30 protein-coding genes and 2 pseudogenes are annotated in these 22,709 nt (G+C 56.2%); 18 read left to right on the top strand and 14 right to left on the bottom strand.

The window, feature by feature from the left end:
* The first annotated feature begins 126 nt into the window (after positions 1-126).
* The 4 genes and pseudogenes from ACN6NG_RS19870 to greB form a co-directional block, all read left to right on the top strand.
* Positions 127-1,533, top strand: a complete 1,407-nt coding sequence (locus tag ACN6NG_RS19870; RefSeq protein WP_353455005.1) for an MltF family protein — start codon at positions 127-129, stop codon at positions 1,531-1,533.
* 113 nt (positions 1,534-1,646) lie between these two features.
* Positions 1,647-2,084, top strand: a complete 438-nt coding sequence (locus ACN6NG_RS19865) for a DoxX family protein (RefSeq protein WP_063423880.1) — start codon at positions 1,647-1,649, stop codon at positions 2,082-2,084.
* A 247-nt stretch (positions 2,085-2,331) separates the two neighbouring features.
* A complete protein-coding gene (locus ACN6NG_RS19860) occupies positions 2,332-2,640 on the top strand; it encodes a hypothetical protein (protein WP_016500548.1) in 309 nt (102 codons plus the stop codon).
* Between the two features lie 11 nt (positions 2,641-2,651).
* Positions 2,652-2,792 (top strand): annotated as a pseudogene (greB, locus tag ACN6NG_RS19855) (transcription elongation factor GreB); the annotation flags it as partial.
* Between the two features lie 241 nt (positions 2,793-3,033).
* Here the strand turns inward: greB and ACN6NG_RS19850 are convergent.
* Positions 3,034-3,498: a helix-turn-helix domain-containing protein gene (locus ACN6NG_RS19850; protein ID WP_474315672.1), complete on the bottom strand. Its 465-nt coding sequence runs from the start codon at positions 3,496-3,498 to the stop codon at positions 3,034-3,036.
* Positions 3,499-3,823: 325 nt separating this feature from the next.
* On the opposite strand from ACN6NG_RS19850, the gene ACN6NG_RS19845 reads away from it, so the two are divergent.
* The 3 genes from ACN6NG_RS19845 (at position 3,824) to ACN6NG_RS19835 (ending at position 5,358) form a co-directional block, all read left to right on the top strand.
* Positions 3,824-4,246, top strand: a complete 423-nt coding sequence (locus tag ACN6NG_RS19845; RefSeq protein ID WP_474315670.1) for a hypothetical protein — start codon at positions 3,824-3,826, stop codon at positions 4,244-4,246.
* A 147-nt stretch (positions 4,247-4,393) separates the two neighbouring features.
* Positions 4,394-4,918, top strand: a complete 525-nt coding sequence (locus ACN6NG_RS19840; protein WP_474315667.1) for an HAD domain-containing protein — start codon at positions 4,394-4,396, stop codon at positions 4,916-4,918.
* Positions 4,919-5,016: 98 nt separating this feature from the next.
* Positions 5,017-5,358 carry a hypothetical protein gene (locus tag ACN6NG_RS19835; protein WP_474315664.1) on the top strand — a complete coding sequence of 114 codons (342 nt, stop codon included), beginning with the start codon at positions 5,017-5,019 and terminating at the stop codon, positions 5,356-5,358.
* A 79-nt stretch (positions 5,359-5,437) separates the two neighbouring features.
* Here the strand turns inward: ACN6NG_RS19835 and ACN6NG_RS19830 are convergent, their stop codons facing one another.
* On the bottom strand, positions 5,438-5,728 hold the full coding sequence (locus ACN6NG_RS19830; RefSeq protein ID WP_474315662.1) for a hypothetical protein: 291 nt from the start codon (positions 5,726-5,728) through the stop codon (positions 5,438-5,440).
* Positions 5,729-5,909: 181 nt separating this feature from the next.
* Between ACN6NG_RS19830 and ACN6NG_RS19825 the strand changes: the two genes are divergently transcribed.
* From ACN6NG_RS19825 to ACN6NG_RS19800, 6 genes are all read left to right on the top strand, one after another.
* On the top strand, positions 5,910-6,227 hold the full coding sequence (locus ACN6NG_RS19825; protein WP_474315660.1) for a hypothetical protein: 318 nt from the start codon (positions 5,910-5,912) through the stop codon (positions 6,225-6,227).
* A 384-nt stretch (positions 6,228-6,611) separates the two neighbouring features.
* The gene (locus ACN6NG_RS19820; RefSeq protein WP_008091005.1) at positions 6,612-6,905 is read left to right on the top strand and encodes a DUF6555 family protein; all 294 of its coding nucleotides are present in this window, start codon (positions 6,612-6,614) and stop codon (positions 6,903-6,905) included.
* A 28-nt stretch (positions 6,906-6,933) separates the two neighbouring features.
* Positions 6,934-7,092, top strand: coding sequence for a hypothetical protein (locus ACN6NG_RS19815; RefSeq protein ID WP_008091007.1), 159 nt, complete (start codon positions 6,934-6,936; stop codon positions 7,090-7,092).
* A gap of 16 nt (positions 7,093-7,108) precedes the next feature.
* Positions 7,109-7,333 carry a DUF2188 domain-containing protein gene (locus tag ACN6NG_RS19810; protein WP_008091008.1) on the top strand — a complete coding sequence of 75 codons (225 nt, stop codon included), beginning with the start codon at positions 7,109-7,111 and terminating at the stop codon, positions 7,331-7,333.
* On the top strand, positions 7,330-7,770 hold the full coding sequence (locus ACN6NG_RS19805) for a DNA methylase (RefSeq protein ID WP_474315656.1): 441 nt from the start codon (positions 7,330-7,332) through the stop codon (positions 7,768-7,770). Before ACN6NG_RS19810 ends, ACN6NG_RS19805 begins: the two co-directional genes overlap by 4 nt.
* A 288-nt stretch (positions 7,771-8,058) precedes the next feature.
* Entirely contained in the window at positions 8,059-8,490 is a 432-nt protein-coding gene (locus ACN6NG_RS19800; protein WP_474315654.1) for a response regulator, read from the top strand.
* On the opposite strand, the gene ACN6NG_RS19795 is transcribed toward ACN6NG_RS19800, so the two are convergent.
* Both ACN6NG_RS19795 and ACN6NG_RS19790 read right to left on the bottom strand, forming a co-directional pair.
* Positions 8,456-8,860 carry a response regulator gene (locus tag ACN6NG_RS19795; protein ID WP_474315651.1) on the bottom strand — a complete coding sequence of 135 codons (405 nt, stop codon included), beginning with the start codon at positions 8,858-8,860 and terminating at the stop codon, positions 8,456-8,458. The two genes, ACN6NG_RS19800 and ACN6NG_RS19795, sit on opposite strands and share 35 nt — an antisense overlap.
* Positions 8,861-8,998: 138 nt before the next feature.
* Positions 8,999-9,412 (bottom strand): low affinity iron permease family protein, encoded by a 414-nt coding sequence (locus ACN6NG_RS19790; RefSeq protein ID WP_008091010.1) that lies wholly within the window; start codon positions 9,410-9,412, stop codon positions 8,999-9,001.
* 162 nt (positions 9,413-9,574) lie between these two features.
* Here ACN6NG_RS19790 and ACN6NG_RS19785 point away from each other — a divergent pair, with 162 nt between their 5' ends.
* The gene (locus tag ACN6NG_RS19785; protein WP_474315647.1) at positions 9,575-10,621 is read left to right on the top strand and encodes a zinc-binding metallopeptidase family protein; all 1,047 of its coding nucleotides are present in this window, start codon (positions 9,575-9,577) and stop codon (positions 10,619-10,621) included.
* 19 nt (positions 10,622-10,640) lie between these two features.
* On the opposite strand, the gene ACN6NG_RS19780 is transcribed toward ACN6NG_RS19785, so the two are convergent.
* From ACN6NG_RS19780 to ACN6NG_RS19760, 5 genes are all read right to left on the bottom strand, one after another.
* A complete protein-coding gene (locus ACN6NG_RS19780) occupies positions 10,641-10,889 on the bottom strand; it encodes a hypothetical protein (RefSeq protein WP_280345083.1) in 249 nt (82 codons plus the stop codon).
* A gap of 143 nt (positions 10,890-11,032) precedes the next feature.
* Positions 11,033-12,787: a glycoside hydrolase family 15 protein gene (locus tag ACN6NG_RS19775; protein WP_474315733.1), complete on the bottom strand. Its 1,755-nt coding sequence runs from the start codon at positions 12,785-12,787 to the stop codon at positions 11,033-11,035.
* Positions 12,788-13,322: 535 nt separating this feature from the next.
* Complete coding sequence (locus ACN6NG_RS19770; RefSeq protein ID WP_008091015.1) at positions 13,323-13,766, bottom strand: DUF421 domain-containing protein; 444 nt, start codon at positions 13,764-13,766, stop codon at positions 13,323-13,325.
* A gap of 9 nt (positions 13,767-13,775) precedes the next feature.
* Positions 13,776-14,282 (bottom strand): hypothetical protein, encoded by a 507-nt coding sequence (locus ACN6NG_RS19765; RefSeq protein ID WP_442118874.1) that lies wholly within the window; start codon positions 14,280-14,282, stop codon positions 13,776-13,778.
* Between the two features lie 11 nt (positions 14,283-14,293).
* Entirely contained in the window at positions 14,294-14,797 is a 504-nt protein-coding gene (locus ACN6NG_RS19760) for a CinA family protein (protein ID WP_474314628.1), read from the bottom strand.
* 184 nt (positions 14,798-14,981) lie between these two features.
* On the opposite strand from ACN6NG_RS19760, the gene ACN6NG_RS19755 reads away from it, so the two are divergent.
* Entirely contained in the window at positions 14,982-15,146 is a 165-nt protein-coding gene (locus ACN6NG_RS19755; RefSeq protein ID WP_474315644.1) for a hypothetical protein, read from the top strand.
* Positions 15,147-15,176: 30 nt separating this feature from the next.
* Here ACN6NG_RS19755 and ACN6NG_RS19750 read toward each other — a convergent pair whose 3' ends face one another.
* Entirely contained in the window at positions 15,177-16,034 is an 858-nt protein-coding gene (locus tag ACN6NG_RS19750; protein ID WP_474315642.1) for a glucose 1-dehydrogenase, read from the bottom strand.
* A gap of 433 nt (positions 16,035-16,467) precedes the next feature.
* On the opposite strand from ACN6NG_RS19750, the gene ACN6NG_RS19745 reads away from it, so the two are divergent.
* The gene (locus ACN6NG_RS19745) at positions 16,468-16,734 is read left to right on the top strand and encodes a hypothetical protein (RefSeq protein WP_319006744.1); all 267 of its coding nucleotides are present in this window, start codon (positions 16,468-16,470) and stop codon (positions 16,732-16,734) included.
* A gap of 92 nt (positions 16,735-16,826) precedes the next feature.
* Here ACN6NG_RS19745 and ACN6NG_RS19740 read toward each other — a convergent pair whose 3' ends face one another.
* Together ACN6NG_RS19740 and ACN6NG_RS19735 are read right to left on the bottom strand one after the other, a co-directional pair.
* A complete protein-coding gene (locus ACN6NG_RS19740; RefSeq protein WP_008091025.1) occupies positions 16,827-17,060 on the bottom strand; it encodes a PLD nuclease N-terminal domain-containing protein in 234 nt (77 codons plus the stop codon).
* Positions 17,061-17,079: 19 nt separating this feature from the next.
* Positions 17,080-18,282: a zinc-dependent alcohol dehydrogenase gene (locus ACN6NG_RS19735; protein ID WP_161990096.1), complete on the bottom strand. Its 1,203-nt coding sequence runs from the start codon at positions 18,280-18,282 to the stop codon at positions 17,080-17,082.
* 327 nt (positions 18,283-18,609) lie between these two features.
* On the opposite strand from ACN6NG_RS19735, the gene ligD reads away from it, so the two are divergent.
* Complete coding sequence (gene ligD, locus ACN6NG_RS19730) at positions 18,610-21,261, top strand: DNA ligase D (protein WP_474315730.1); 2,652 nt, start codon at positions 18,610-18,612, stop codon at positions 21,259-21,261.
* 179 nt (positions 21,262-21,440) lie between these two features.
* On the top strand, positions 21,441-21,731 hold the full coding sequence (locus tag ACN6NG_RS19725) for a hypothetical protein (protein ID WP_054881380.1): 291 nt from the start codon (positions 21,441-21,443) through the stop codon (positions 21,729-21,731).
* Between the two features lie 302 nt (positions 21,732-22,033).
* On the opposite strand, the pseudogene ACN6NG_RS19720 reads toward ACN6NG_RS19725, so the two are convergent.
* Positions 22,034-22,240: pseudogene (locus ACN6NG_RS19720) on the bottom strand (helix-turn-helix transcriptional regulator); the annotation flags it as partial.
* 24 nt (positions 22,241-22,264) lie between these two features.
* On the bottom strand, positions 22,265-22,645 hold the full coding sequence (locus tag ACN6NG_RS19715) for an NUDIX domain-containing protein (protein ID WP_161990093.1): 381 nt from the start codon (positions 22,643-22,645) through the stop codon (positions 22,265-22,267).
* Between the last annotated feature and the right edge of the window lie 64 nt (positions 22,646-22,709).

The following is a 22,709-nucleotide window of genomic DNA, read 5'->3' as shown; positions in this document are numbered from 1 at the left end:
ATAGCAAAATCCGCGTTTTTTCTGAAAAACCAAGAACTTCATGCTGTTGCCGTGGTCTTTTATCGTCATTTCTCACTTGGCGGTGCAGTCCATGGATGCCGCCCAACCACCACGGACACGTTTTGCATGCTGCGATGCTGGCTTGTTTTCCTGCTGACGCTCGGGCTGACCCTGACCGGCCCGGCACAGGCGCGCGCGCCGGGGCCGCAGCAGAACATACCGCCAGCCAAGGTGCGTGACCTGCAGCAGATTCGTACCAGCAAAGTGCTGCGGGTGCTGGTCAACCAGAGCCGCAACAGCTCTGGCGAGGTCAAGGGCGAGCCGGTTGGCATCGAGTATTACCGCCTGCGGGCGCTGGAGCATTATCTCAATGCGCGTGCCGCCGATGACCAGCGGATCCAGCTAAAGCTCATACCGCGAGCCAAGGAGCAGTTGCTTGGCGCTCTGGCCCGCGGCGAGGGCGACCTGGCTGCGCCGGGCGAGCTGCTTGACCCCAGCGCGGTGCGCGGCGTGAGCAGCAGTGCGCCGATACTCGACCAGGTGCCGTTGATGCTGGTCGGGCGCAAAGGCGAGCGAAGCTTCAGCAAGGTCGAGCAGCTGTCCGGGCGTACGGTGGCCTTGACCAGCGCTAGTGCTGCCGGGCCGCTGATCCAGCAGGCTAACCAGCAACTGGCACTGCGCAAGCGTCCGCCGATCAAGGTGGAGTGGGTCGACTCGACGCTGGCGGTGGAGGATGTACTGGAGATGGTGCAGGCTGGCATCTACCACCTGACCGTGGTCGAGCAGCCCATTGCCCGGCGCTGGGCGCGGGTCATGCCGCGCCTGCGCCTGGACAGCCGGGTGCGCCTGGGGGCGCCGCAAGCCATGCGCTGGTATGTGGGGCGTGATGCGCCGCAATTGTTGGCCACGGTCGATCACTTCCTGCAAGGTTACCGCGCACCAGACAACCAGGATGCAGCCTTCGAGCGTATCTACCGGCGCCAGTACCGGGTGCACAACCCGTTGGCCAGCAAAGACCGCCAGCGCCTTGCCTCGGTGCGGGCGGTGCTGCAGAAGCATGGCCAGGCGCAGCAGATCGACTGGCTCAACCTGGCCGCCCTGGCCTTCAAGGAGTCGACGCTCAACCCGGCTGCACGCGGCACGGGAGGCGCCCATGGTCTGATGCAGATTACCCCTTCGGCCGCCCAGCGCGTGGGAGTGAGCAACACCGCCACGGTGGATGGCAATGTGCAGGCCAGCGCCCGCTACCTGGCGCTGATCCGGCGCAAGTTCTTCGCCAGCGCCAAGATCAACGAGCGTGAGCGCATGGCCTTTACGCTGGCGGCCTACAACCTCGGCCCCGAACGCGTCCAGGCGATGCGCTCCGAAGCCCGGCGGCGCGGCCTCAACGGGGACCAGTGGTTCTTCCAGACCGAACGCATCGCCATGGAGCAGGTGGGCATGGGGCCGGTCAACTTCGTCAACAGTGTCAACAAGTACTTTTTGGCGTTCAACCGCGAGCGGGCTGCGCTGGAGCGTGTGGCAAAGCGATGATGAATCGATTCTATCGATTGTTATGTTGGGTTTTTTGCGATTTTCATATCTATCAAATTGATTATGATGGCGCCCATCCCAACACAACTTCTTCGCTTCAAGGACGCTTCGACATGAACAACACTACCCTCAACGCCCTGTTCTCCACCCGCGCCGGCGCCGGTCTCAGCGTTATCCGCATCCTGGTCGGCATCATCTTCATGGCGCACGGCGCGCAAAAACTGTTCGGCCTGTTTGGCGGTTACGGCCTGGAAGGTACCGGCCAGTGGATGGAAAGCATCGGCCTGGCCCCGGGCTACCTGATGGCCCTGTTGTCCGGTAGCGCCGAATTCTTCGGCGGCCTGGCACTGGTGGTTGGCTTGCTGGCTCGCCCGGCGGCCCTGGCGCTTAGCGTAACACTGGTGGTGGCGATCCTCTCCGTGCACATCGGTAACGGCCTGTTCATGTCGAACAACGGCTACGAGTTCGCCCTGGCGCTGCTGGCCGGCACGCTTGCCGTCATGATCGAAGGCGCTGGCCGCTTTTCGCTGGACCGCCTGATCGCCCGGTAATCAGCTGCAAGCAGTGAGCTGCAAGCCGCAAGCAAGAGCGGGCCAGTACTCGGCCTGCTTTTGCTTGTGGCTTCTAGCTTGCAACTTGTAGCTCATCGCTCTAGCATACCGCCTGCGCCGATTTAAACAGCTACTTGCGGGGCGCAGGAAAGCCCCCCTCCGGGCCATCCGAAATACCGCTAAAGCGCTGGTTCGGTGACGCCTCCCACCGCTGCCCAGCGGGATTCGCGAGGCGGAGAGAAGCTCCATGAGTTGTCCACGTACCAGTGTCTGTTTGAGCCCTTTGCCTGCCAGCCAGGCGGCCCGCACACCGCGCATTCTGCTCGGCGGCCAGCATCAGCCCACCCTTTTGCGTCACCTCGAAGGCCTGTCCCGTCGCAAGGGCCAGGCGCGCGCCTTCCTGATCCAGTTCGTCGATATCGGCTGCCACCTGGCGCAATACGGCAATGACCGTTTCGACCTGGCCGTTATCCAGGCCCCGGCGCCGGACGAGGCCGCCGAAGTCATTGGCCACCTCACCCGCATTGCGCGCCAAGGCCTGATTACCCGCCGCTGAGGAGTGCGCTGTTGAGTACCAACATCATCACCACGGAAGGCCATGAGGCGCTGAAGAAAGAGCTGGACCACCTGTGGCGCGTCTATCGCCCGGAGATCACCCAGAAGGTTGCCTGGGCGGCGTCACTGGGCGACCGCAGCGAAAATGCCGACATCGCTCAATCACCCCACCGACCCTACTATTTCTGCTGAAACCCGCAGCAATATTAGGCTGCAGATATAGTAGGCCTACTCTTAAATGCCTACTATTTCCAGTAGGTCGAAATCTGATTTGCTGAGCTTTTTTCAGACAGCAGCCTAGTTTTAGCGTGCTACAGCTGCACGCTAGCGAGGTTTCTGGAGGATTGGGTAGTGTATGCCTGGTGGAAGATGCTTTGGATGCTAGCTTTTTCGTTCAGCTCGAAGGCTTCGTTAGGTAGCGCTGCACAGTGGACTTCGACACGCCTAACTCTCTGGCAATTTCAGAGTTCGACATGCCGGCCTCCTTCAAAAGAGGCGCGCGCACGAGTGCTTTCTGAACGTCGGGGGTAGCTGGTCGACCAGTGCGTCTGGCGGGCTGTGTGATGATTGCCTCGATGGCCCCGTCCTGTTTGAGAGTGTCGAGCTTCGACGAAATGCGCCTGAGCGCTATGTCAACAGGTTCGCCAGAGTGAGCAGAGTGGGCCAGCAGGAGTAACAGAGCGGCATCTACTTCGAGCATGGAGGCAACGTGGGATAGAGTCTCCATCGTCACGTTAGTCTTTCCACGCTCGATGCGATTTCTCCCTCTTCGCCCGATCATTGTCAGATCGTCCTGCGTCATTTTCCTGTTTTGTCGCAAGGCTCTGACAACTGCCGCAAGGGCCTCGTTGAGAGACATGTTCATCATCCGTAAAAGGCATGATGAAGCCACATTGCGCTGACCCATAACACGCCATATACTACCCGTTAAGAGTCGACAGTGACTATCCCGTACCCGCAGAAATCTTGCGAGGTAGCTCTGCACCCTGAATCTAGTTGGCTTAAATATATGCCATAAATTGACAAAAGTTGGATGCGGAGAAGTTGATGCACTGACTCCTGGCGGTAGCGATCACGTTACAGTCTGGACACACCAGTCAGAGTGGCGCGTTGCATTCATCGCGTAGTAACTGCTTTGGACTAAGGTTTTTGTGTGCGAGTAGATAACCGGAAGGATAGAGAATATGTTCGTTACTCATGAATCATGGAGCTCAAATGCATCTGCGTTGTTAGGTGAAGGCCACACATGCATGAGGATTGTGGAGTGGCAAAGCTTCTATCACTTGTATCAAATAGTCGTGAATGAAGTGCAGGACGGGAAAAAGGTTTCCCGGCAATATTTCCTAAGTGATGTGGATGAGCTGGAAAGCGTTCTTGAAAATCAGAGTGATAATTTTGAAGTGGCGGAGGTTTTGTTGCAAAGTCCTGGCTGGATGAACGGTAGTGGGGGATGGGCTCTTAATAAGGTTTTGAGTTTGATCGTGGGGCGTGGGCAAGAGGGCGGTAAAGTCATCATGCATAAAGTAGGTGAAGGCGTGGTTTACACGTCGCCGGCTGGGGGTAAGATTGATACGGTAGAGGAAGAGGGCTTCAAAGTCCTTCTCTAGCTTGGGTAAAGTTGGTTGTAGTGGGTTTGCTCGGCTAACCGCTAGGGTTATACAGCAGGCACGCTGCGCACGCTCGCGTGAAATGGCGAAATATACGGTGCCGTGGACGGTGCAAGACGAGATGCTGGGTTCGGTTGGGAGTGCGTCATGATTAGCTCAGTTCGACCACGGTTGATTAATCCAGGCGACGCCGTTCTGTTTCTAGATTTCGACGGCGTACTGCATCCTGATGCTGCATTCCGTACCAAGCACGGTATCGCGCTGCGGGCAGCCGGAGAGTTGATGATGCATGCAGAAGTGCTGCTGGGCATTTTGGATGACTTTCCAAGAGTTCGTATTTCCCTATCTACGTCTTGGGTTCGAATGCTCGGCTATCAGAGAGCGCGTGCGGCCTTGCCTGAAGGGTTGCGAAATCGAACAGTATCCGCGACTTGGCATTCTCGAATGCGCGCTACGGCGAGAGAAGGGTATGACCTTTTTACTCGCTATGAGCAAATTTGCGGTGCTGTAGCACGAGCTGGAATTACTCGGTGGGTCGCGATAGATGACGATCCAGATTTCAGTTGGCCCGACGGTGACACTCGTTTGGTTCGTTGTGACCCTAATCAAGGGCTGGGAAGTCCGACAACGCAAGAAGAACTGCGATTAAAGCTGGCGAAGCTGTTCAGCTGAACTCAATCCCACCGAGTAGGAATTTTCACCCGCTACAGGGTGCTCACCATCCTGTGCGCTGTGGCGATCGGACTCAATCACGCTTACCGAGGTTCCTGATGATAAAGAAGCGAGCTCCCCTTTCGACGCGTGATGCGGTTGATGATCCAGCGGTCACAATACCGCGCACCGTATTGAAGGCGATGGAGCTGAATTTTGGATTCCCGATCACGGCATATCTGTCGGCAGCTGCGTTCGGTGCAGGGGAGTTCTACATTGAGGGGTTCGTTTTTAAAGACAGCTGTAGACGCTTCGATGATGGAGCCAGGATTCGTAGCTCTATCATCATGTCGTCTCACACTGTCGAGGGGTACCTTGTTGCGCAGACGCTGAGTAGTACATATGTGATTTGTGATTGGGCAGGCGTCGACGCAACGGATCAAACAGGATTCAAGCATTGAAGTGACGCCTATGCGACGGACTCAATCCAGCCGGCCTGCAGCCGGAGAAGCGATAGGTCGAATTACAGATGCTGCTGCATCACAAAGTAGAGAGAAGATTTCTCAGAAAATTCTGGCGACGGTGAATGCTTCCGAGAATCTTGTAATCGCGCTCGCCGTCCTGGCTAAGGCTGCCCGCGTCCACCAAACCTAGGATATAGCCCTCGATTTTGTTCCTTGCCTCTCGGAGGTCAGATTCCGTTGCGCTGTTTTGAACATCATCAACAAGAATTTTCCATCGGCGAGCCTGGCTTTGGCCTGCCAAGTCGTTAGAAAACGTTGGAGCGTGGAGCAAGGTTTCGTAGTAACCCAAGACTGCTGGCGTGTTCAAGCAAGATCTCCAGTAGACAAATCTGGAGCGATTTTATCATGCGTACACTCAATCGCCTGTTAGTGCCCCGGCAGGGGCTGGCTTCTCGAGAGGTATTCAAACCTGAGCACTGAACTGTGGAGTCCCGCTAGGTCGAGACCAAGACGATGCCGCATGCGTTGAAAGGTGGAGGAGGTGCTGAATGAAGGTCACACAAGCAGGTCAGCTCGATGGGATCATCGATGTGGTATGCGATGTATGCGGGATGTCCACACGAAATGGTGACGGTGAGCTTCAGTACGGAACTATGCATGCGTCTTGGGGCAGGGGGGCAGTGCATTGCGGCGAAACGTATGAACTTCATCTTTGCGAAACCTGCTTCTTTTCTCAAGTGGCCGAGATGAAGCGGGCGCGATGGCTCGCTGCAATGTTCGATGAGCAAGGTGATGCGATTTTAGGTGATGAGGCTTACGGTCGGGTCACAGGAGCTACTCGAGATGGTGATGATAAGCGTAGCTAACAGTTAAGCCGCTCCCGTTTAGGACAAATTATGGCTCGGCAATAATTATCGCTGAGGAATAATTTATCCAAATTTTTGGAAGTGGGGCAGTCGCCGGGCCCGGGAAGATTGAAGGGAGTAGTGCGTGACGTACGGCACGGCTGTCGTGAACCGAGCCTAGGTTTACTTAGTCTCGGCCCTGCGGGGCTTCCATCCTCACGGCTGCGCGCACCGCTTACTCAGCCGCTTCGCGGAAAATGCGACGCTCTGAATTGATTGAGCGTGATGAGCCTGCCATCGATGAGATTTGACAGATAGGGCAGCACAGAGCCATTCCGGTTTCTCAACTGAATTTTTCTCGTATTCGACACCTCCATAGGGCATGACCTATAGGGAGGGATTCTTGTGTCAGCACTACAACTGTACGTGATCGAGTATGAACTGCACGGCGATCACCGGACATTCATCATCCGTCTCGAGAAGATGGATAACGCTACTGCTTGGCACTGGGCGAGCTGCGATGCTGGTGTCGGCATTATTCCGAGGTTTGGTCAGCACAATGTCAAGCTGGTGAGCCGGCCTTTGGCCGAGCGCTATGGCATTTCCGAAGTGAGATGGAGGTTAGCGGGGCAGGGGCCGGAGTTCATACCTACCCCTGTTGATTTTAAGAAGTTTTCGGAAGGGGCAGGTGGCGCGTAGCGCCAGGGAGATCAAACTGGAGGTAGCTATGCAACCTATGACTGAGGGCCCGGAAGAAAAAGGGCCAAGCGATGTCCCATTTATCAACGACCCGGAAAAGCCCACGTCGCCGCCTTTGAATGATGCCGATGCTACGGACGCAGCAGAGGCGGAGGAAGACATTCAAGACGACGCAGAGTCGATCTAGATCCGAGGAGCTACGCATGGATACCTATCACCTGAGCCCAACCGCCGATGGCTGGGAACTCAAAAAAGCCGGCGCTGAACGTGCTTCGAAGCGTGCCGCCACCAAGCAAGAACTGGTTAGCTCACTGTCCGACTTCTTTAACGGCACAACAGTATCGGTAAAGATCCACAAGGCGGATGGCACCATCGAAGAAGAACGCACCTACCCGCGTTCTGCTGATCCGAGGCGTTCAAAGGGGTGATCCCAGTCACCGCTAGTGACCTTGGAATTGAGCTCAGCGACACGAGCAGTCACGGTTTGTACGAGTGGCTGCTCGCAAGCTTTCTCATCGGTAAAAGGATTCGCTCAACTGTCGCGGTGGAGACCTATCGGAGCTTGGTTGATCGGCATGGCCTGGACACCCCCGCCAAGCTCGCCCGATGCTCTCACCAACAGCTGGTCGTATGGCTTGGCCAAGCGGGTTATGCCAGATATGACCAGTCCACTGCGAGACGACTGCATGCGTTGGGGATGGGGCTGTCCAGTGATTTGGATGCTCAGCTCAGCTTTTTACGCCAGGGTCTCATTGACCTGCCCACATTCCAACGCTGGCTTTTAAGTTTTGAGGGAATTGGCATTAAAACTTTGGAGATTTTCATGCGTGAAGCTGCCGCACTGCTCGATAACGAGAGGCTGTAAGGACTCTTGGAAGGGCACGACTGAGACCGCCGCCCTAGGCTATCAGTGCGAGCCTAAGTGCATGCCAGCGTTGGAACTTTACGCAATCAACTGCCACCTCCAGGGGGAGCCCGGCCGATACTATCCTCAAGGTGAACAGACCCAACGGCAGAGCACTACGGCGTTTCCGCAGTGCGGAGGTGCGTTTCGAGCGGCGTATGCTCCTGATTGTGTGCGGATGGCCATATGCCTTCATCGACCCGATGCCTTTAGCATGGAACACTGGAAGATCTCAGGACGGGAGGTTCCATGAAGCTCGAGGCCAAAGGACTATCGCTACGCGGACACACAGTGCTGGTCGTTGAAGACGATGTAACACTCAGAACGCTGCTCGTAGACATCCTGATTGAGCTCGGTGCTCATGCGTGTGGTTTTGGTAATGCGGAGGATGCCCTCATCCATCTTCTTGAAAACCACGGCAACTGTTCGTTGATAATCGCCGACCACGGTGTGCCTGGCACACTCAAGGGAGTGGAGTTCCTGCAGATGGTGGGGGAAAAGTGGCCCGACATTCCCACTATTCTGACTTCTGGTTTCCAGTTGGAGAGCTTAGGTGAAGGTCTATCCAATGAATTCTTATTCAAACCATGGTCGGTCGAAGAGCTGACTGCGACAATCGCCAAGGCCTTGGTTCGCAAGCCCGGTATTACGCAGCAGGACGTTGATCAACATCCTGCATGAGATAAGGCTTCACGCACTCTATGAAACGTTCTAGCGGCCAGGGTTTTTGGAGGAAGTGGATGCCTTGAGGTAGTGCCTCACTCATTTCAGGATGATAGCCGCTGGATACGATGACGTCGGTGTCTGGCAGTTCCTTACGTGCGATCCAAGCCAGGTTCAATCCTGTCGAGACTCCCGGAGTCCGGACATCGGTAATCACCAGTGACCATGGTTGCAGTCCCAGCATCGCAATGCCTTCATCGGCAGTCGCCAGCGCAGTCACGGCTGCGCCTAGATCTTCCAGCAGCATCGTGATCATTTCTCGGAGGGCGGGTTCATCCTCCACCAGAAGAACAGAGGGAGGCATATCGGGGAGTTTTGGCTCAATCATCAGGGTACTCTTATCCAAGCGCACGTGAATAAAGCCATCCATCCTTGAACCGCCGCAACGGCATGGCGACGCGCGATATCATTCCGACATCGCTTTCGCCGGGAAAATTCACTCGCACTATCTGAAAGAAATTTCACCTCATTTTATAGCGTCTTCGCTGGGGGCTTGAGCGGGATCGGCGTCGGCCCTAGGTACTTCCTGATCACATTTCTCGCCCATCGCCCGGTACTCCTTTCGCAGCGCATGCAACTGCTTGTTGTCCAGCGCTTCGAGGTCAAGGACGGAACGCTCGGCAGACTTTGTCGCCCGGATCAGCTCGTCCAGCTTGAGATGGATGATGTCGTTGTCCCGGTTTTGAGTGTTCTGAATTAGGAAGACCATCAGGAATGTGATGATCGTGGTAGAAGTGTTGATAATGAGCTGCCACGTATCGTTGTAATGAAACCAAGGCCCGGAGGCTGCCCACATCGTGATTAGTACGATGGCGATGAGAAAGGTGCTTGGCCTGCCTGCGTGGTCTGACAGCCGTTGGCAGAATTGCGCGAATTTCATGATGCTCTCCCTCTGATACGTTGCGCTTACTCAGTTGACCGCCCGCGTGATCAGAAATCATTTTTTACATTTGGCGGATGCAGCGAAAGGTGGGCACGATCACTTTGAACAGCAGCGGCGCAAGCAGGGTCAACCGCTACGACTTTGCTTTGGAGGGTAGTCATGGAAGTCGAGCCGCTGTTGACAGAGCTCTTGATGGCGCGTGGCCCAGGTGGTCAGGAAGATGAGGTACGTTCGATTTGTCTGCGAGAGCTCACTGCATTCTGTGATGACTTGAAAGTCGACAGGGCGGGGAACGTCATAGGCCTGATCAAGGCTGCGCATGACAGTGATCCTGGCAAGGCGATCAGGGTTATGGCGCACCTGGATGAGATCGCCATGATCGTAAAAACGGTCGAGGCTGACGGGACGCTTAAGGTTGTCGCGCTTGGTGGAGCTCAGCCGATCTGCTTTGGCGCTTGCCCAGTCGACATGCTGGGCGACCGAACGACACTTCCGGGCGTTCTCTCTTACGGCTCGATGCACAACAGTGGCAGCACCCCCACAGGCCGGGACGTATTGGCTGGCGACGTTCACTGGAATGATGTTCATGTGGTTACTCGTCTAACCAAAGTCGCGTTGGAAGAAGCGGGTATTCGACCAGGGTCGCGCGTGGTGCTGAGTCAGCACTGGCGCAGGCCATTCATCGTCAACGACTGCATTGCCGCGCATTTCCTTGATGATCGAGCGCCTGTCACCGCCGTGATTCATTCCGCTGCCTTGCTCAGCAAGCGTCGGCATTTGCTCAAGCAGGATGTCTGGGTGGTGTTGACCACACTCGAGGAGGAGTCCAACGCTGGTGCAATGTATGCAGCCCGCACGCTACCGGGGGATACCACCATCGCGGTTGAAGTAGGGCCCGTACTAACTGAGTACGACACGCGGCTATGCGCAGACCCGATTATCAATACCGGCGATCAGAAGGGCTACTACAGCCGGACGGTGATCCACGGCTTGCTTGATGCTTCCCGGCGGGCCGGTTACGAACCTCAGGCAGCTTTACTGTTGGACTTCGCCTCGGATGCCAGTGCCGTAATGAGCGCAGGAGTCTGCGCGCGTGCGGGCTGCATTGCCATTCCAACTGAAAACACGCATGGGTTCGAGTTGATCCATTCGCAGGGGATATCCGCCTGCGCCGCGACGCTCGTCGAGTATCTGATCGACCCTTAGACTACCTGTTTCAAGCCGGTCATGACCGCAGCTCGGCTGCTGTGTTCTTCCTCCAACCCCTGAGGTTCATAAGACACAGCACTACCTGAAGCACAATCAATGCCCACGCTTGTGCATGCCATCCCCAGACCGTCCATAAAATGTTGCTTGCGATAAAGCAACAGAAGCCCACTTTGCGCCGCCCAGGGCGATGCGATCCAATACACCAGGCTGCCAGCACTGTGACCGCCATCGCTGGCCATTCCAGCAGCTCAACCCAACTTTCCATCAAACCATTCCAGACCATTTCCATAAACCTAGAGCCATTTTCCGTCGGTCAAGCCGCTTGTGAGTAATCCGGATCCCTTTGGATTTGGAGTTCACCCTAAAGGACTGGGTTCCGCACACGATAGGGCAGGTGAGCCGGCCCATTTAACGCTCTGGGCCGTAACCGCTGATTGCCAGGGCGGCGCGCATCGCAGCAAGATGCGTAAGCCCTTGCGGCAGGTTTCCGAGGAAGTTTCCTGTACTAGGATCGATCATTTCTGAGTAGATCCCCACGCCATGTTCCAGGCCTTTCACGGCAGCGTGATACGCTGACTCGCCCCGCTCGCACTCCCCGAGAAGCGCCCAAGCTTCAATGATCCAGAATGTACAAGCCAGGAAGCAGCCTTCTTCCTCATAGGCTTGGCTATATCGGTAGTGGAAAGCCCCCGCGCCGAGCTCGGCCTGGACAGCTTCCAAGGTACTACGCAGACGTTTTGGTGAGGGATAGCCTATGCGCACGGCAAGTGCTACTGACGCATCGAGTCGATCTGTCCCAGGATAAAAAACGTAGGCCTGACGTCGTTCACTCCAACAGTGTTGCTCGATCCATGCCTGGATGCGTTGCCGTTCTCGATCCCACCGTTCTCGGCATGTGGTCGGGAGGTGACCACCATCAGCAAGTTCGATGGCGCGACTCAAAGCCTGCCAGCAACTGATCTTGGACATCGTGTAGTGACGCGTCTCCTGCAATTCCCATATCCCTGCGTCAGCCTGCCTCCAGCAATCGGCGCATTGATCAGCAAGACCCGCCAGGAGCATTGCGCTGGGGGAGTCGAGGATATTGCCGCTGTCGATGAAACAGCGAGCGGTCTCGAAAATGTCGCCGAAGACACCATGTTGGAGTTGGTCACGCGCGTCGTTTCCCACTACTGGAGGTGAATTCTTGTAGCCAGGGAGGTTAACCCTGCGCGTGCAATCACCGAGCGCCCCATCCAGCGTATAAAACACCCTTGGGCCATGCTCGCCCAGTCGATTCAAAAGCCAGGTGAAAGCTGCCTTGGCTTCTGGCTGTGCACCGATAGCCAGGAATGCCTCGATGGTATATCCAGCGTCCCGGATCCAGGCGAAGCGGTAGTCGAAGTTCTTTGTACCACCTATCCGCTCGGGCAGCGACGAGGTGCCTGCAGCCATGATCGCGCCGCTCGGTGAGGATAAAAGAAGCTTTAGAGCGAGTGCATTGCGCACAACCAGTGGTTTGAGTGGGCCGTCATAGATGAGGCTCTTCGACCATTGGCACCACTCTCGATGCGAACCGTCAATACGCTCGTCGATGAGCTCCAGTGGTGGGAGCACCAGTGGCTCATCTCGCCCAGCCACAATCGCCAAAACAGTCCCTTGCCCCCGGCCTACCCTGATGAATGCCCGGACGCCCATGTCATCCTTGCGATCAATCCGCAACTGGGCGTCGTGCATAAACATTCCTAGGATGCGACCGGCATGAAACACGCAGCCGTTGTCATTCGGCGTCAGATAAGGGCTTACGGTATCGGCCTGTGTACCGAAATCAATGGCGATGTCGAAATCGACAAAACCGTCCATCCCCTCTATACGCCTCGCGAGTTCAGCCCAAGGTAAACGACCAGCTGGGCCACTGTTGAGCGATTCGGTCACTCGCGCTTTCCCGCTTGAAGTGACAAAGCACGTCTCTAGTACGTTGCTGCCTGGGAGATAACGACGTTCAGCACGATACTTTTCGCGAGGGGTGATGGAAAAGAACCCACCTGAGTGAGGTGCCAACAACCGGTCGAACAATGGTGGAGAGTCCATCTGCGGAACGCACCACCAATCAATAGAGCCGTCCAAGCCTATCAACGCCACCGAGCGCCCATCACCCAGAGCCCCGTATTGCTCCAGCAGCAACCATCCGCCGTCGTCGCGTTGGGGTTCAGCGTGCTGCATGCCATCGGCGAATTGGTTTTCCACGAGACGTTACCCTGCTGGAGTGTCCAGTTGGGACAGGCTTGTCGAGCTGATGGTTCGCTCCGACTTTCAGCTGGAAGTCTTTTCTCAGATGATTTAACAATCGGAATTTCGAGTTGCCGCTGAACTCTCAGTCGACGGTAGGTGCATCTTTTTCTCGGCTCCAATCCTCCCAACCAACAAGACCAACAGAGGGTTTTATGACTTGTCTGATTTGCGCAGGGCATGCGCACTCCGTGGAATGTGCGACGGGGTGGGAAGAGCGGCATCGTTCGGAGTGCGGAGGCTATCGCATCTCCCAATCACTCATTTTGGCGATGATGGATCAGGGGCAGATCTTCGACACCAGTAAAATGTGAGATGGCTGACCACCCAGCGGAGTCTGATGCCTACTCCAATAATTGAGCCTCACCACGCCATTCTCCTTAGTTAAATAGGCGGGGCCCCGTGGCCTGCCCGAGGCTCCTAGAGAATGTCACTCGTTGGGAATGATCGAGATCTTGCCGTTGCGCTCGACAATGGCAAATTTGATCTGCTCCACTTTTTCGATTCCCTGGCTATCGCGTGCAGATTCAAGAATATCGTCTTCAGTGAGTCGCGCTCGGTGCATACGGTGGTGCAGAAAACGGCCATGCTCAACGACCAGCGTAGCGTGGCCGTCCAGCAGTCGCGCCAAAGGCTTGGAATTGAGTTTCGCGAGCGACAGTCCGACATCCAGGACGATCAGCGTCGCGATGACCAACATGGCATTGGTGAAGGAAAAATCATCGCCCAGCAAAGCCTGTTGGGTCGCTTCGCCGATGATTAACAGCAGCACAAAATCAAAGGTCGTCAAGTCAGCTAAGGAACGTCTGCCTGCAACGCGAAACAACAGCATGAGGGCGATGTACATGCCGGCTGCGCGAAGGATTGAATCCATTGCTCGCTCCTAAGGGAATAGGAAGGTAGAGAAGCGGACTGCACTGGATGGGCCTGCGCGCACCGCGCATTCCAGTGTTCCAACATACTCGCTGCGTAAGGTCAGATAGAGCGTGGCAATGCCATCCTCGCTGGTTCCCAGTTGCAGCAAGATGGCCTTGCCCTGTGAGAGCGAGGCTTGTGGTTGAGGTTGTATAGTTTCGATGCTGGCTTCGCGCAGTAGTGAACCATCGAGCTGCACCATGATGGGTTCTCGGGCGCTGCCGCGTACCGTGATGCGCAAGCTGTCAGTTGTGCCACTGCGGCTGAGGCGTTGATACTCAACATGCAGACGGCCATCAGCGCTCGTGACCTGAGCATTGCTGAGTGGGCCATTACCGAATACGCCGGCCAATCCAAGTAAGACAATGACGACCAACAGGTACCAACCCACGCGTTCGAAGCGCCAGACGCGCTGCTGCATGGTCATGTCTTCCTGGACAGGCTGCTGTCTCGACACCAGTTCATCATCCGCCATAGCCCTAAACCTCAGGCGCGCTCCCCACGAAGCCAGCGCTCGTGATAATGGATCAGGCGGGTCAGTCCGTAGACAGCCCCGTCATGCATGACCTGCGCTCGCTCTCCAAAAAAACGCTGGGTACCGGTAAATACGGCAATTGGTTCCCCGGCAAATGCCCACGCAAAGCACAGCGTGCCGGGTAGAACTCCAGATGCTGGGCTAGGCCCGGCTACACCGGTAGTTGCAATAACGACATTGGCATCGCTGTCCTTCAAAGCCCCTAGAGCCATCTCCCAGGCGACTGGTTCGCTAGTCAGCCCGTATCGTTCGATGGTCTCCGCGCTTACACCTAGCAGACGCTTCTTGGCGGAGGGGGAATACACTACGTAGCCGCTTTCGAGCACCTCGCCTGTACCTGGGAATGCCGCTAGCAGAGCGACCATGCAGCCTGCTGTGCAGGACTCGGCAGTGGTAAGTACCAGATGGTGGTCTTTGAGGTATCCAAGCACGGCCAGTACGGGATCACTTGCCATTTTGATGTCGACTCGTTGTTCTTTTGTGGTGGACGTGTCAGCTATGTAAATGGTTCACCGGTTCAGCGTAGGTTCGCTTGGGTTCTTGACTTGAACTTCATTCCCCGCCTCAGCCTCAATTTAGGTAGCACGGAGCTGGGCTCCGAAGTGTTATTTGAATGACAGAGATAAGGATAGGGTAGCCATGAAAAAGCACACCGACACCGGGCATAGGCCAAAGGCCCCGTCAAAATCCCAGGGTGAAGAAGAACGCGACAACGATGCTCATCGACCGGATGGCTCATCAGGCACCGATCATGACTCAACCGCACAGAAAACAGCGCGTAATGAAGGGGAGAAGAAGCACTGAGGCCAGCAACAGCTGGCCTCAGTGCTTTCATCAGAGGATGGGTTTGCCGCCGGTTATCCCGTAGCGTGAACCCGAGATGTAGCTGGCCTCATCAGAACCCAGCAAGACATAAATCGGCGCGACCTCCACCGGTTGCCCTGGTCGCCCCATTGGGTAGCTCGAACCGAAGTTCTTCACGGCTTCATCCGGCATGGTGGCAGGTATCAGCGGTGTCCAGATCGGGCCGGGGGCCACGCTGTTCACCCGTATGCCTTGCTTACCCAGCAGTTGGGCGAGGCCGGCGGTGAAATTGGCAATGGCGCCTTTGGTGGCGGCATACGCCAACAGGCTGGGTGATGGGTCGTCAGAGTTGACCGAGCTGGTGTTGATGATCGACCCGCCTTTGGGCATCGACGGCAACGCGCGTTGGCAAATCCTGAAAATGGCGGTGATGTTGGTATCGAAGGTTTTCACCCATTCATCGTCGTCAATTTCGGCCAGGCTTTCATGGGCCATCTGGAACGCGGCGTTGTTGACCAGAATATCGATGCGCCCGAACTGCGCCACAGTCTTGTCGACGATGTCGTAGCAGTGCTGCTTTTGCGCCAGGTCACCCGGTAGCAGCAGGCACTGCCGGCCAGCAGCTTCCACCCAACGCGCCGTTTCCTGCGCATCTTCGTGCTCATTCAGGTAGGAAATCGCAACGTCGGCGCCCTCGCGGGCGTAGGCAATGGCCACTGCGCGCCCGATGCCGCTGTCGGCGCCGGTGATCAGAGCGATTTTGCCTTCGAGCCGGTTGTTGCCGCGGTAGGTCTGCTCACCGCAGTCTGGATACGGCTCCATCTTGCGTTGTGAGCCTGGCACGCTTTGCGGCTGAGAGGGAAACGGGGGAGTAGGGTAGTCGCTCATGGGGGGAAGCTCCTGCAGTTAAGAACGCTTATTACCGTTCGAAACGTACTAGAGGCTGGTGTTGAGGTGAATTCAGGAATAGTACGACGGACGGTCAGCTTGCCATCGCCGATGACTCCCGAGGATTGAATGTAACAATCGCTATCAGTCTCACCGAGTCACGGGCAGGGCTTAACTAGGAACAGCCCTCCGGTAGGACTCAACCTATGAACTCAAAGTACCCCGTCATCATCGTCATATGAGTCTGGGATATTGGTGGTGAGCGACCCAGTCCAAACCCAGAACAATCAGCAAACCTCTGATCCTAACGTCACAGAGTGCCCAATCATCTTTACATTCGTCTCGAGAACCTCGTCCAGGCCACTGACACTGCTCCTCTGAACCTTTGAGGCATTGACGACTCAACCGGGCATCCGACGTGAGAGTGCTATTGATGCGCACCTTTGAGAAAGACCTCTCTGCACCTCAACTGTTAAAGCTCAACTGGTTGGCCGGATGGTTTCGGGTGCTAGAGGACAGAGCATTGCGTATGGATTCGCCGGACGACTATCACGAGGAACTGCTTCGCCGGGCGGATGAGATGGATCGTCAAGGAATCATCTCTTGGCAGGAGTGGCGTGATTTACGTCGAGAGGCTGACGCTGCTTACCTTAGAGCCGTAGCAGGGGACGATTATCCCTCAGGGTTTCTCAGGAGCTGAGTTAGGGAATGCCGCTACGCTGCGCCCTGAGGCAGGGCAGGGCCCCATAGGCGCCGCGCAGGTATCCATGCAGCTCGGTTTGAATGAGAATGTCAGCCCTTGCTGTGTTCGTCTGACGTCGGCCCAGTCCCGCGTTTAATTCCACGCGGCCCAGCTATTCCCCAAACGGCCAGTCCAACCAGCGGTAGAGCCAGGATCAGCAAGGCCCACATGGCTTTGGTTGCATCGGTCTTGTCGCTTCGGAACACGCTGACAATTGCCCACAGGTCGATCAACAAAAGAATGGTTGCTACCGCGATCCAGAAGTACGTACCAAGGTCGTTCATGAGTTTGTCCTCCGGTGGCTTACACGTAATCACTCCCTAACGTTCCAGAGGCCGCCCCTGGAACGAGGATGACTTTCCGGCAGTTATCCTGTTTTTGATCGAACATTTTGTAGCCCATGGCAGCCTCTTCCAGGGCTAGGCGGTGAGTAACGATCAGTTCCGGTTGCAGACGCCCGGCTTCTATGTGTTCGAGCAATTCCGGTAGGTATTTCTGCACATGGGTCTGGCCCATCTTGAACGTCAGCCCCTTGTCGAACGCATCGCCAAACATGAAAGCGTGAATGAAGCCGGCATACACGCCCGGCACACTGACTACGCCTCCGCGCCGCACGGCGGCAATGCTTTGGCGCAGGGCCTTGCCGCTGCTGCCCTCGATCTTGAGTGCCGTCATGACTGTTTCTGCAGTGCTGCCCTTGGCCTCGAAGCCAACGGCGTCGATCACGGCGTCGACGCCCCGCATACCCGATGTTTGTCGAATGATGCTGTCGGCGGGATCATCATCCTGCTCGAAGTTGATTGGAATTACGCCGTAGGCGTCGCGGGCGTAGGCTAGGCGGTAGTCGTTGTCATCCACCATGAAGATGGTCTGCGCGCCGAGCATTCGCGCGCACGCCGCGCTGAGTAGACCCACTGGCCCCGCGCCGTAAATGGCGACTGAGGAACCTTGGCCGATCTCGGCGTTTATGACGGCCTGCCAGGCGGTCGGCAATATGTCGGAAAGAAAAAGCACTTTATCGTCAGCTAGGGCGGTGGGCACCTTGAAGGGGCCGACATTGGCTTTGGGTACACGCACGTAATCGGCCTGGCCGCCTGGAATGCCACCATACAAATGGCTGTAGCCAAACAATGCGGCGCCTGGCGGAATGCCTTTCTTATTAATGATGGAACCGCGTCCAGTGTTAGTGGTTTCGCAGGCGGCGAACAGATCGTGCTGGCAGAAGAAGCAACTGCCGCAAGCGATGACAAAGGGGATCACTACACGGTCGCCTACCTGCAGATTGGTTACGTCCGTCCCTATGTCTTCGACGATGCCCATGAACTCGTGGCCGAAGATATCGCCCGACTCCGTTTCCGGAATCTTTCCTCGGTACAGATGAAGATCAGAGCCACAAATGGCAGTCGCGGTGACCCTGAGGATGATGTCGTCGGGGTCTTTAATAATGGGGTCAGGGACGGTATCGACTCTGACATCGTTAGCTCCGTGGTAAGTCAATGCTCTCATTGTCTCAAGCTCCTGCAACCGTGGATTTCGATAGAGGTATGCAGGGGAAGCCTCATTGAGGGCCAAAGTTCAGCTGAACCTGTCGAGTGGTGCTGCCCTTAATTATCTGAGCTCTCACCGAGCCCCGATTCTGATCTGAACGATAATCCGGTTGCTTGAATCAAATCAGGAAGGCTAATCCCGGGGAGTGAAACTCAAGTGGACGACACTTCGGTTGCTTTCATGATCTTTGCAGCTGACCACCCAGATGCGCTTCAGCAAATTCGTGCATTAGGCGAAGCCGAGGCTCTAGAGGCAGGTGAACCGTTGCCAGAGCTTCGCAATACGATGGTCAATCAGATCCTTGCCGGGGAAGCCACCCATCGAGGCATTTCGCTAGAAGCCCTCGTAGAGGAGCTCATTGGAAGGCTTGACGAATCAGCTCACGACTCAACCCTGCCTGGCCTTGAAAAATACAACCAAATGCGGAATTTCGATGCCACACCCGAACCATCAGGTGAGCCAAGAATTTCGAGGCGTTCAAAGCGTGCCGCTCCTCAAGCCTTACAGTTCTGTGTTCAGAAACATGATGCCACCCGGCTGCACTACGATTTCCGTCTGGAGCTTGATGGCACCCTTAAAAGCTGGGCCATACCCAAGGGGCCGTGCTTCGATCCAAAAGTGAAGCGCCTCTCGGTGCATGTCGAAGATCACCCACTCGATTACGCCTCGTTCGAGGGCACCATCCCCGAAGGGCACTACGGCGCTGGGGATGTGATCGTTTGGGATCGCGGTGTCTGGCTTCCTCGAGGTGATCCAGCGGAGGCCTATAAGAAGGGCCGCATGAAGTTCGAGTTGCAGGGTGAAAAGCTATGTGGTGAGTGGAACCTCGTTCGAACGAACATAGAGGGAAAGCAGGAGCAGTGGTTTCTGATCAAGCACCAAGACGAGGCCGCTAAACCGCTTGCCGATTTCGACGTTGTTGTCGATCTGCCCAACAGTGTGCTGAGCGACCGTACCATCATCCCCAAGAAGCGCGGTCGGGTGAAAGCAACGTCATCCAATCCGACCCCTCCTACAACCGTCACCGGGCCGGGCACAGAAGACGCTGTGGCTGCAGCACTGCCAGAGAAGCTGTCTCCGCAGCTAGCGACCTTGGTGGACTCCAGCCCTCGAAGCGAAGAGTGGCGCTACGAAATCAAGTTCGATGGTTACCGCATGCTGTGCCGCGTCGATGGAGATGACGTCAGGCTGTTCACCCGCAATGGTCACGATTGGACTGCGAAGTTGCCCAAGCAGGCGGCTGCAATCGCCTCGCTTGGACTTGAGTCAGCCTGGCTTGACGGCGAGATCGTTATACCGGATGAAAACGGCGTGCCGAATTTCCAGCTGCTACAGAACGCATTCGACGCCGGCAAGAGCCAAGGCATCGTTTACTACCTCTTCGACCTGCCATACCTCAACGGCACGGATCTTCGGCAGGTGCCGGTCGAGGGCCGTCGGGCGTTGCTAAAGCAGGTTCTCGATGAATCGACCGACCCGCTGCTGAGGTTCTCCGAAGACTTCACCGAAGACGTCGACGCATTGATGAACAGTGCTTGCCAGATGCGTATGGAGGGGCTGATTGGCAAACGCTTGGGCAGTCTTTACGTATCCCGGCGCAGCGATACCTGGATCAAGCTCAAGTGTAAGCATCGCCAGGAGTTCATCATCGTTGGCTATACCGACCCGAAAGGTGCGAGGAACGGCTTTGGAGCACTCGTCCTTGCCCTCACTGATGGAGACAGCGGAAAGCTGAAGTACGCCGGCAAGGTCGGCACTGGTTTTACCGAGTCGACTCTCGCCACCATTTTGGAAACGCTGCTGCCCCTGGAGCAGAAAGAGGTGCCGGTGATGAACCCACCGAAAGGTGTCGACGGCAAAGGCATTCACTGGTTGCAGCCGACGTTGCTAGCCGAGGTCACCTTCGCAGAGATCACCTCGGACGGTGTGGTCAGGCACGCGGTGTTCCAAGGTGTCCGGACGGACAAACCTGTCCACATCATCACGGAGGAGAAGCCGGCGCCTGCGCCGAAGGAGCGAAGGTCAGCCAAGGCGAAATCGGACGACAAGGGCTCCCCGACCAAGGTGCGGATCACCCATCCTGAGCGTGTGATTGATCCCAGCAGCGGCCTCACCAAACGAGACCTGGCCGAATACTACGCGCAGGTCTCACCTTGGCTTCTGCCTCATCTGAAAGACCGGCCCATCGCTCTAGTCAGGGCGCCCGAAGGGATTACCGGAGAGCTGTTTTTCCAGAAGAATGCTGACCGTCTCGCCATCCCGAACATCACTATGGTGCCGAAGGCCGAAGCTGGTAAAGCGGGTATGGTCATCAACAGTGTCGAGGCCCTGGTCGGTGCCGTGCAGATGAGCACCATTGAGCTGCACTCCTGGAACGGTACGACTGATCACATTGAGCAGCCAGACCGCTTCGTGTTGGATCTCGACCCGGATCCCGCGCTGCCTTGGAAGGCCATGGCCGAAGCGACTCAGCTGACCTTGGTCGTGCTCGATGAATTGGGCCTGCAGTCGCTTCTTAAAACCAGTGGCGGCAAGGGCATCCACATCATGGTGCCGCTCACGCCTAAAGCTTCATGGGAAGAAGTGAAGGACTTTAGCCAGGCCATTGTGAAATACATCGCCAAGCTGATCCCGGATCGGTTTTCAGCCGTGTTAGGCCCGAAGAATCGTATCGGCAAGATCTTCATCGACTACCTGCGCAACGGCAAAGGGGCGACTACCGCCAATGTCTTTTCCGCGCGTGCCAGGGAGGGGCTACCGGTATCGGTGCCGATCTTCAGGGAAGAGATCGTCGAGCTGCAGTCGGCGGCGAAGTGGAACATCAGGAATGTTCAGGAGCGGCTGGACGAGCTTGGTGGTGATGACCCGTGGGAGGGCCTGCCAAACATGAGGCAATTGATCACCCTGGAAATGAAAACGCGGATCGGAATGAAGTAGGCCTTAGCATTCTGCGGCTTGGTCGGTCTCAACTCTAAGTTGTACAAGAAAATTTGTTTGTATCAGTAATCAGACCAGTTGTCCGATACCTATATTTGGCCACGCCAAAGTCATTGAACCACCGTCTTGCTTTGCTATGGTTAGGTTTCCGTATAAGACTAAAGTCGTAGGAGGACGGCATGCGTATTCGTGGTGATGTTTTTTGGGATTGGGCGGATCCAGTGCTTCATCATCGCAGCCACGACGAGGAGCTCGATGACGGCACGACTATCGATGTTCAGGTCAGGCTCTCGCGCACAGGTCAGACGCAAATGTTCATCGGCGTGTACGCAGGAAGTGGAATGGCGCTGCATGAGGAAGCTTTCGAATCCCGCCCCGGCGAGTCAATGACCCGAGCATTAGCCTGGGGGGTTGGTCGAGCAAGGCGTCTGGCGACAGATCAGCGCCCTAATGTGAAACAAGTGGCCTAGCTGCAGCCAGTATCCGTGGCCGTTGGCTCAAGCGTCAGCGGCCACAACCGTCTCCTCTCAAAAGCCAATCCCATTTACCAGCGTTAGGGTCAGCCATTTGCTGCTCGTCCCGTAAAGCCTTTAACGTCGTGTACTGAAAGTCAGCTCGCATCCGCAGATTTGCGCAGTCTGGGACAAGCCATCTGAGGCTTCCAAAGCCCTGAGCGACCTCAGTACCTGGCCACAAGCATTAAGTTGAGCCGTTATTAGGATCGATTGGGATACCATTCCCGACCTTGCTAAATAGTCTCTTGTTGCCATGCCTAGGGCGTCATCCCTTCGGATCTCATAAACTTTCGACAGAAATGTGGTTGATCGTAGAAACCGCACTCCAGCGCGGTCTCGGCGAGCATCATCGTCGATGTCTCTAGCAGTTCTTTACTCTTCCTCAGCCGCTGCTCACGCAACCACTGCTGAGGAGAGACCTGTGTGGATACCTTGAACATTCGCGAGAAATGGCTTCGGCCCAACAGCGCCAGCCTCGGGATTCTGGGCTACCTGTGATTGATCAGGCCTTCTCGCTTCAGCAGCTTGATGTTGGTTTGCTTCACGATCACCCCTGTCAGTTCATGATCGCTGAACCAGCGGCATTCCACGATTTCGTGACCCGCGCTCGGCAGCATCGTGGGTTCGATAGACATTTGATAAAGGTAGTGTTCTTCGTCATCGAAGATGTAATGGCCCAGAAACCGAGCGCCAGTGAAGGGCAGGCTTGTCTCCTCCTTCAGCTCTCGTTTTGCCGCGTCAACATGCCCTTCGCCAGGATCAATCTTGCCGCCTGGCAGTGACCATTCAGGAGCTTCCTTGCGGACAAGAAGAATCTTCCCTTTCTGCAAGCAGATCACTGTCGAATGCATCTCTCGTATGTTGGTCATGTTCAGTCCTCCTCTATGTACGGAGGGCTTGAGAATCACGGGGAAAGTTCACGTTAAACGACGA

Source organism: Pseudomonas sp. TSO6 (assembly GCF_056098905.1).
Note: the sequence above shows the minus strand (reverse complement) of the source record. Positions and strands in the feature narration are given on the sequence as shown.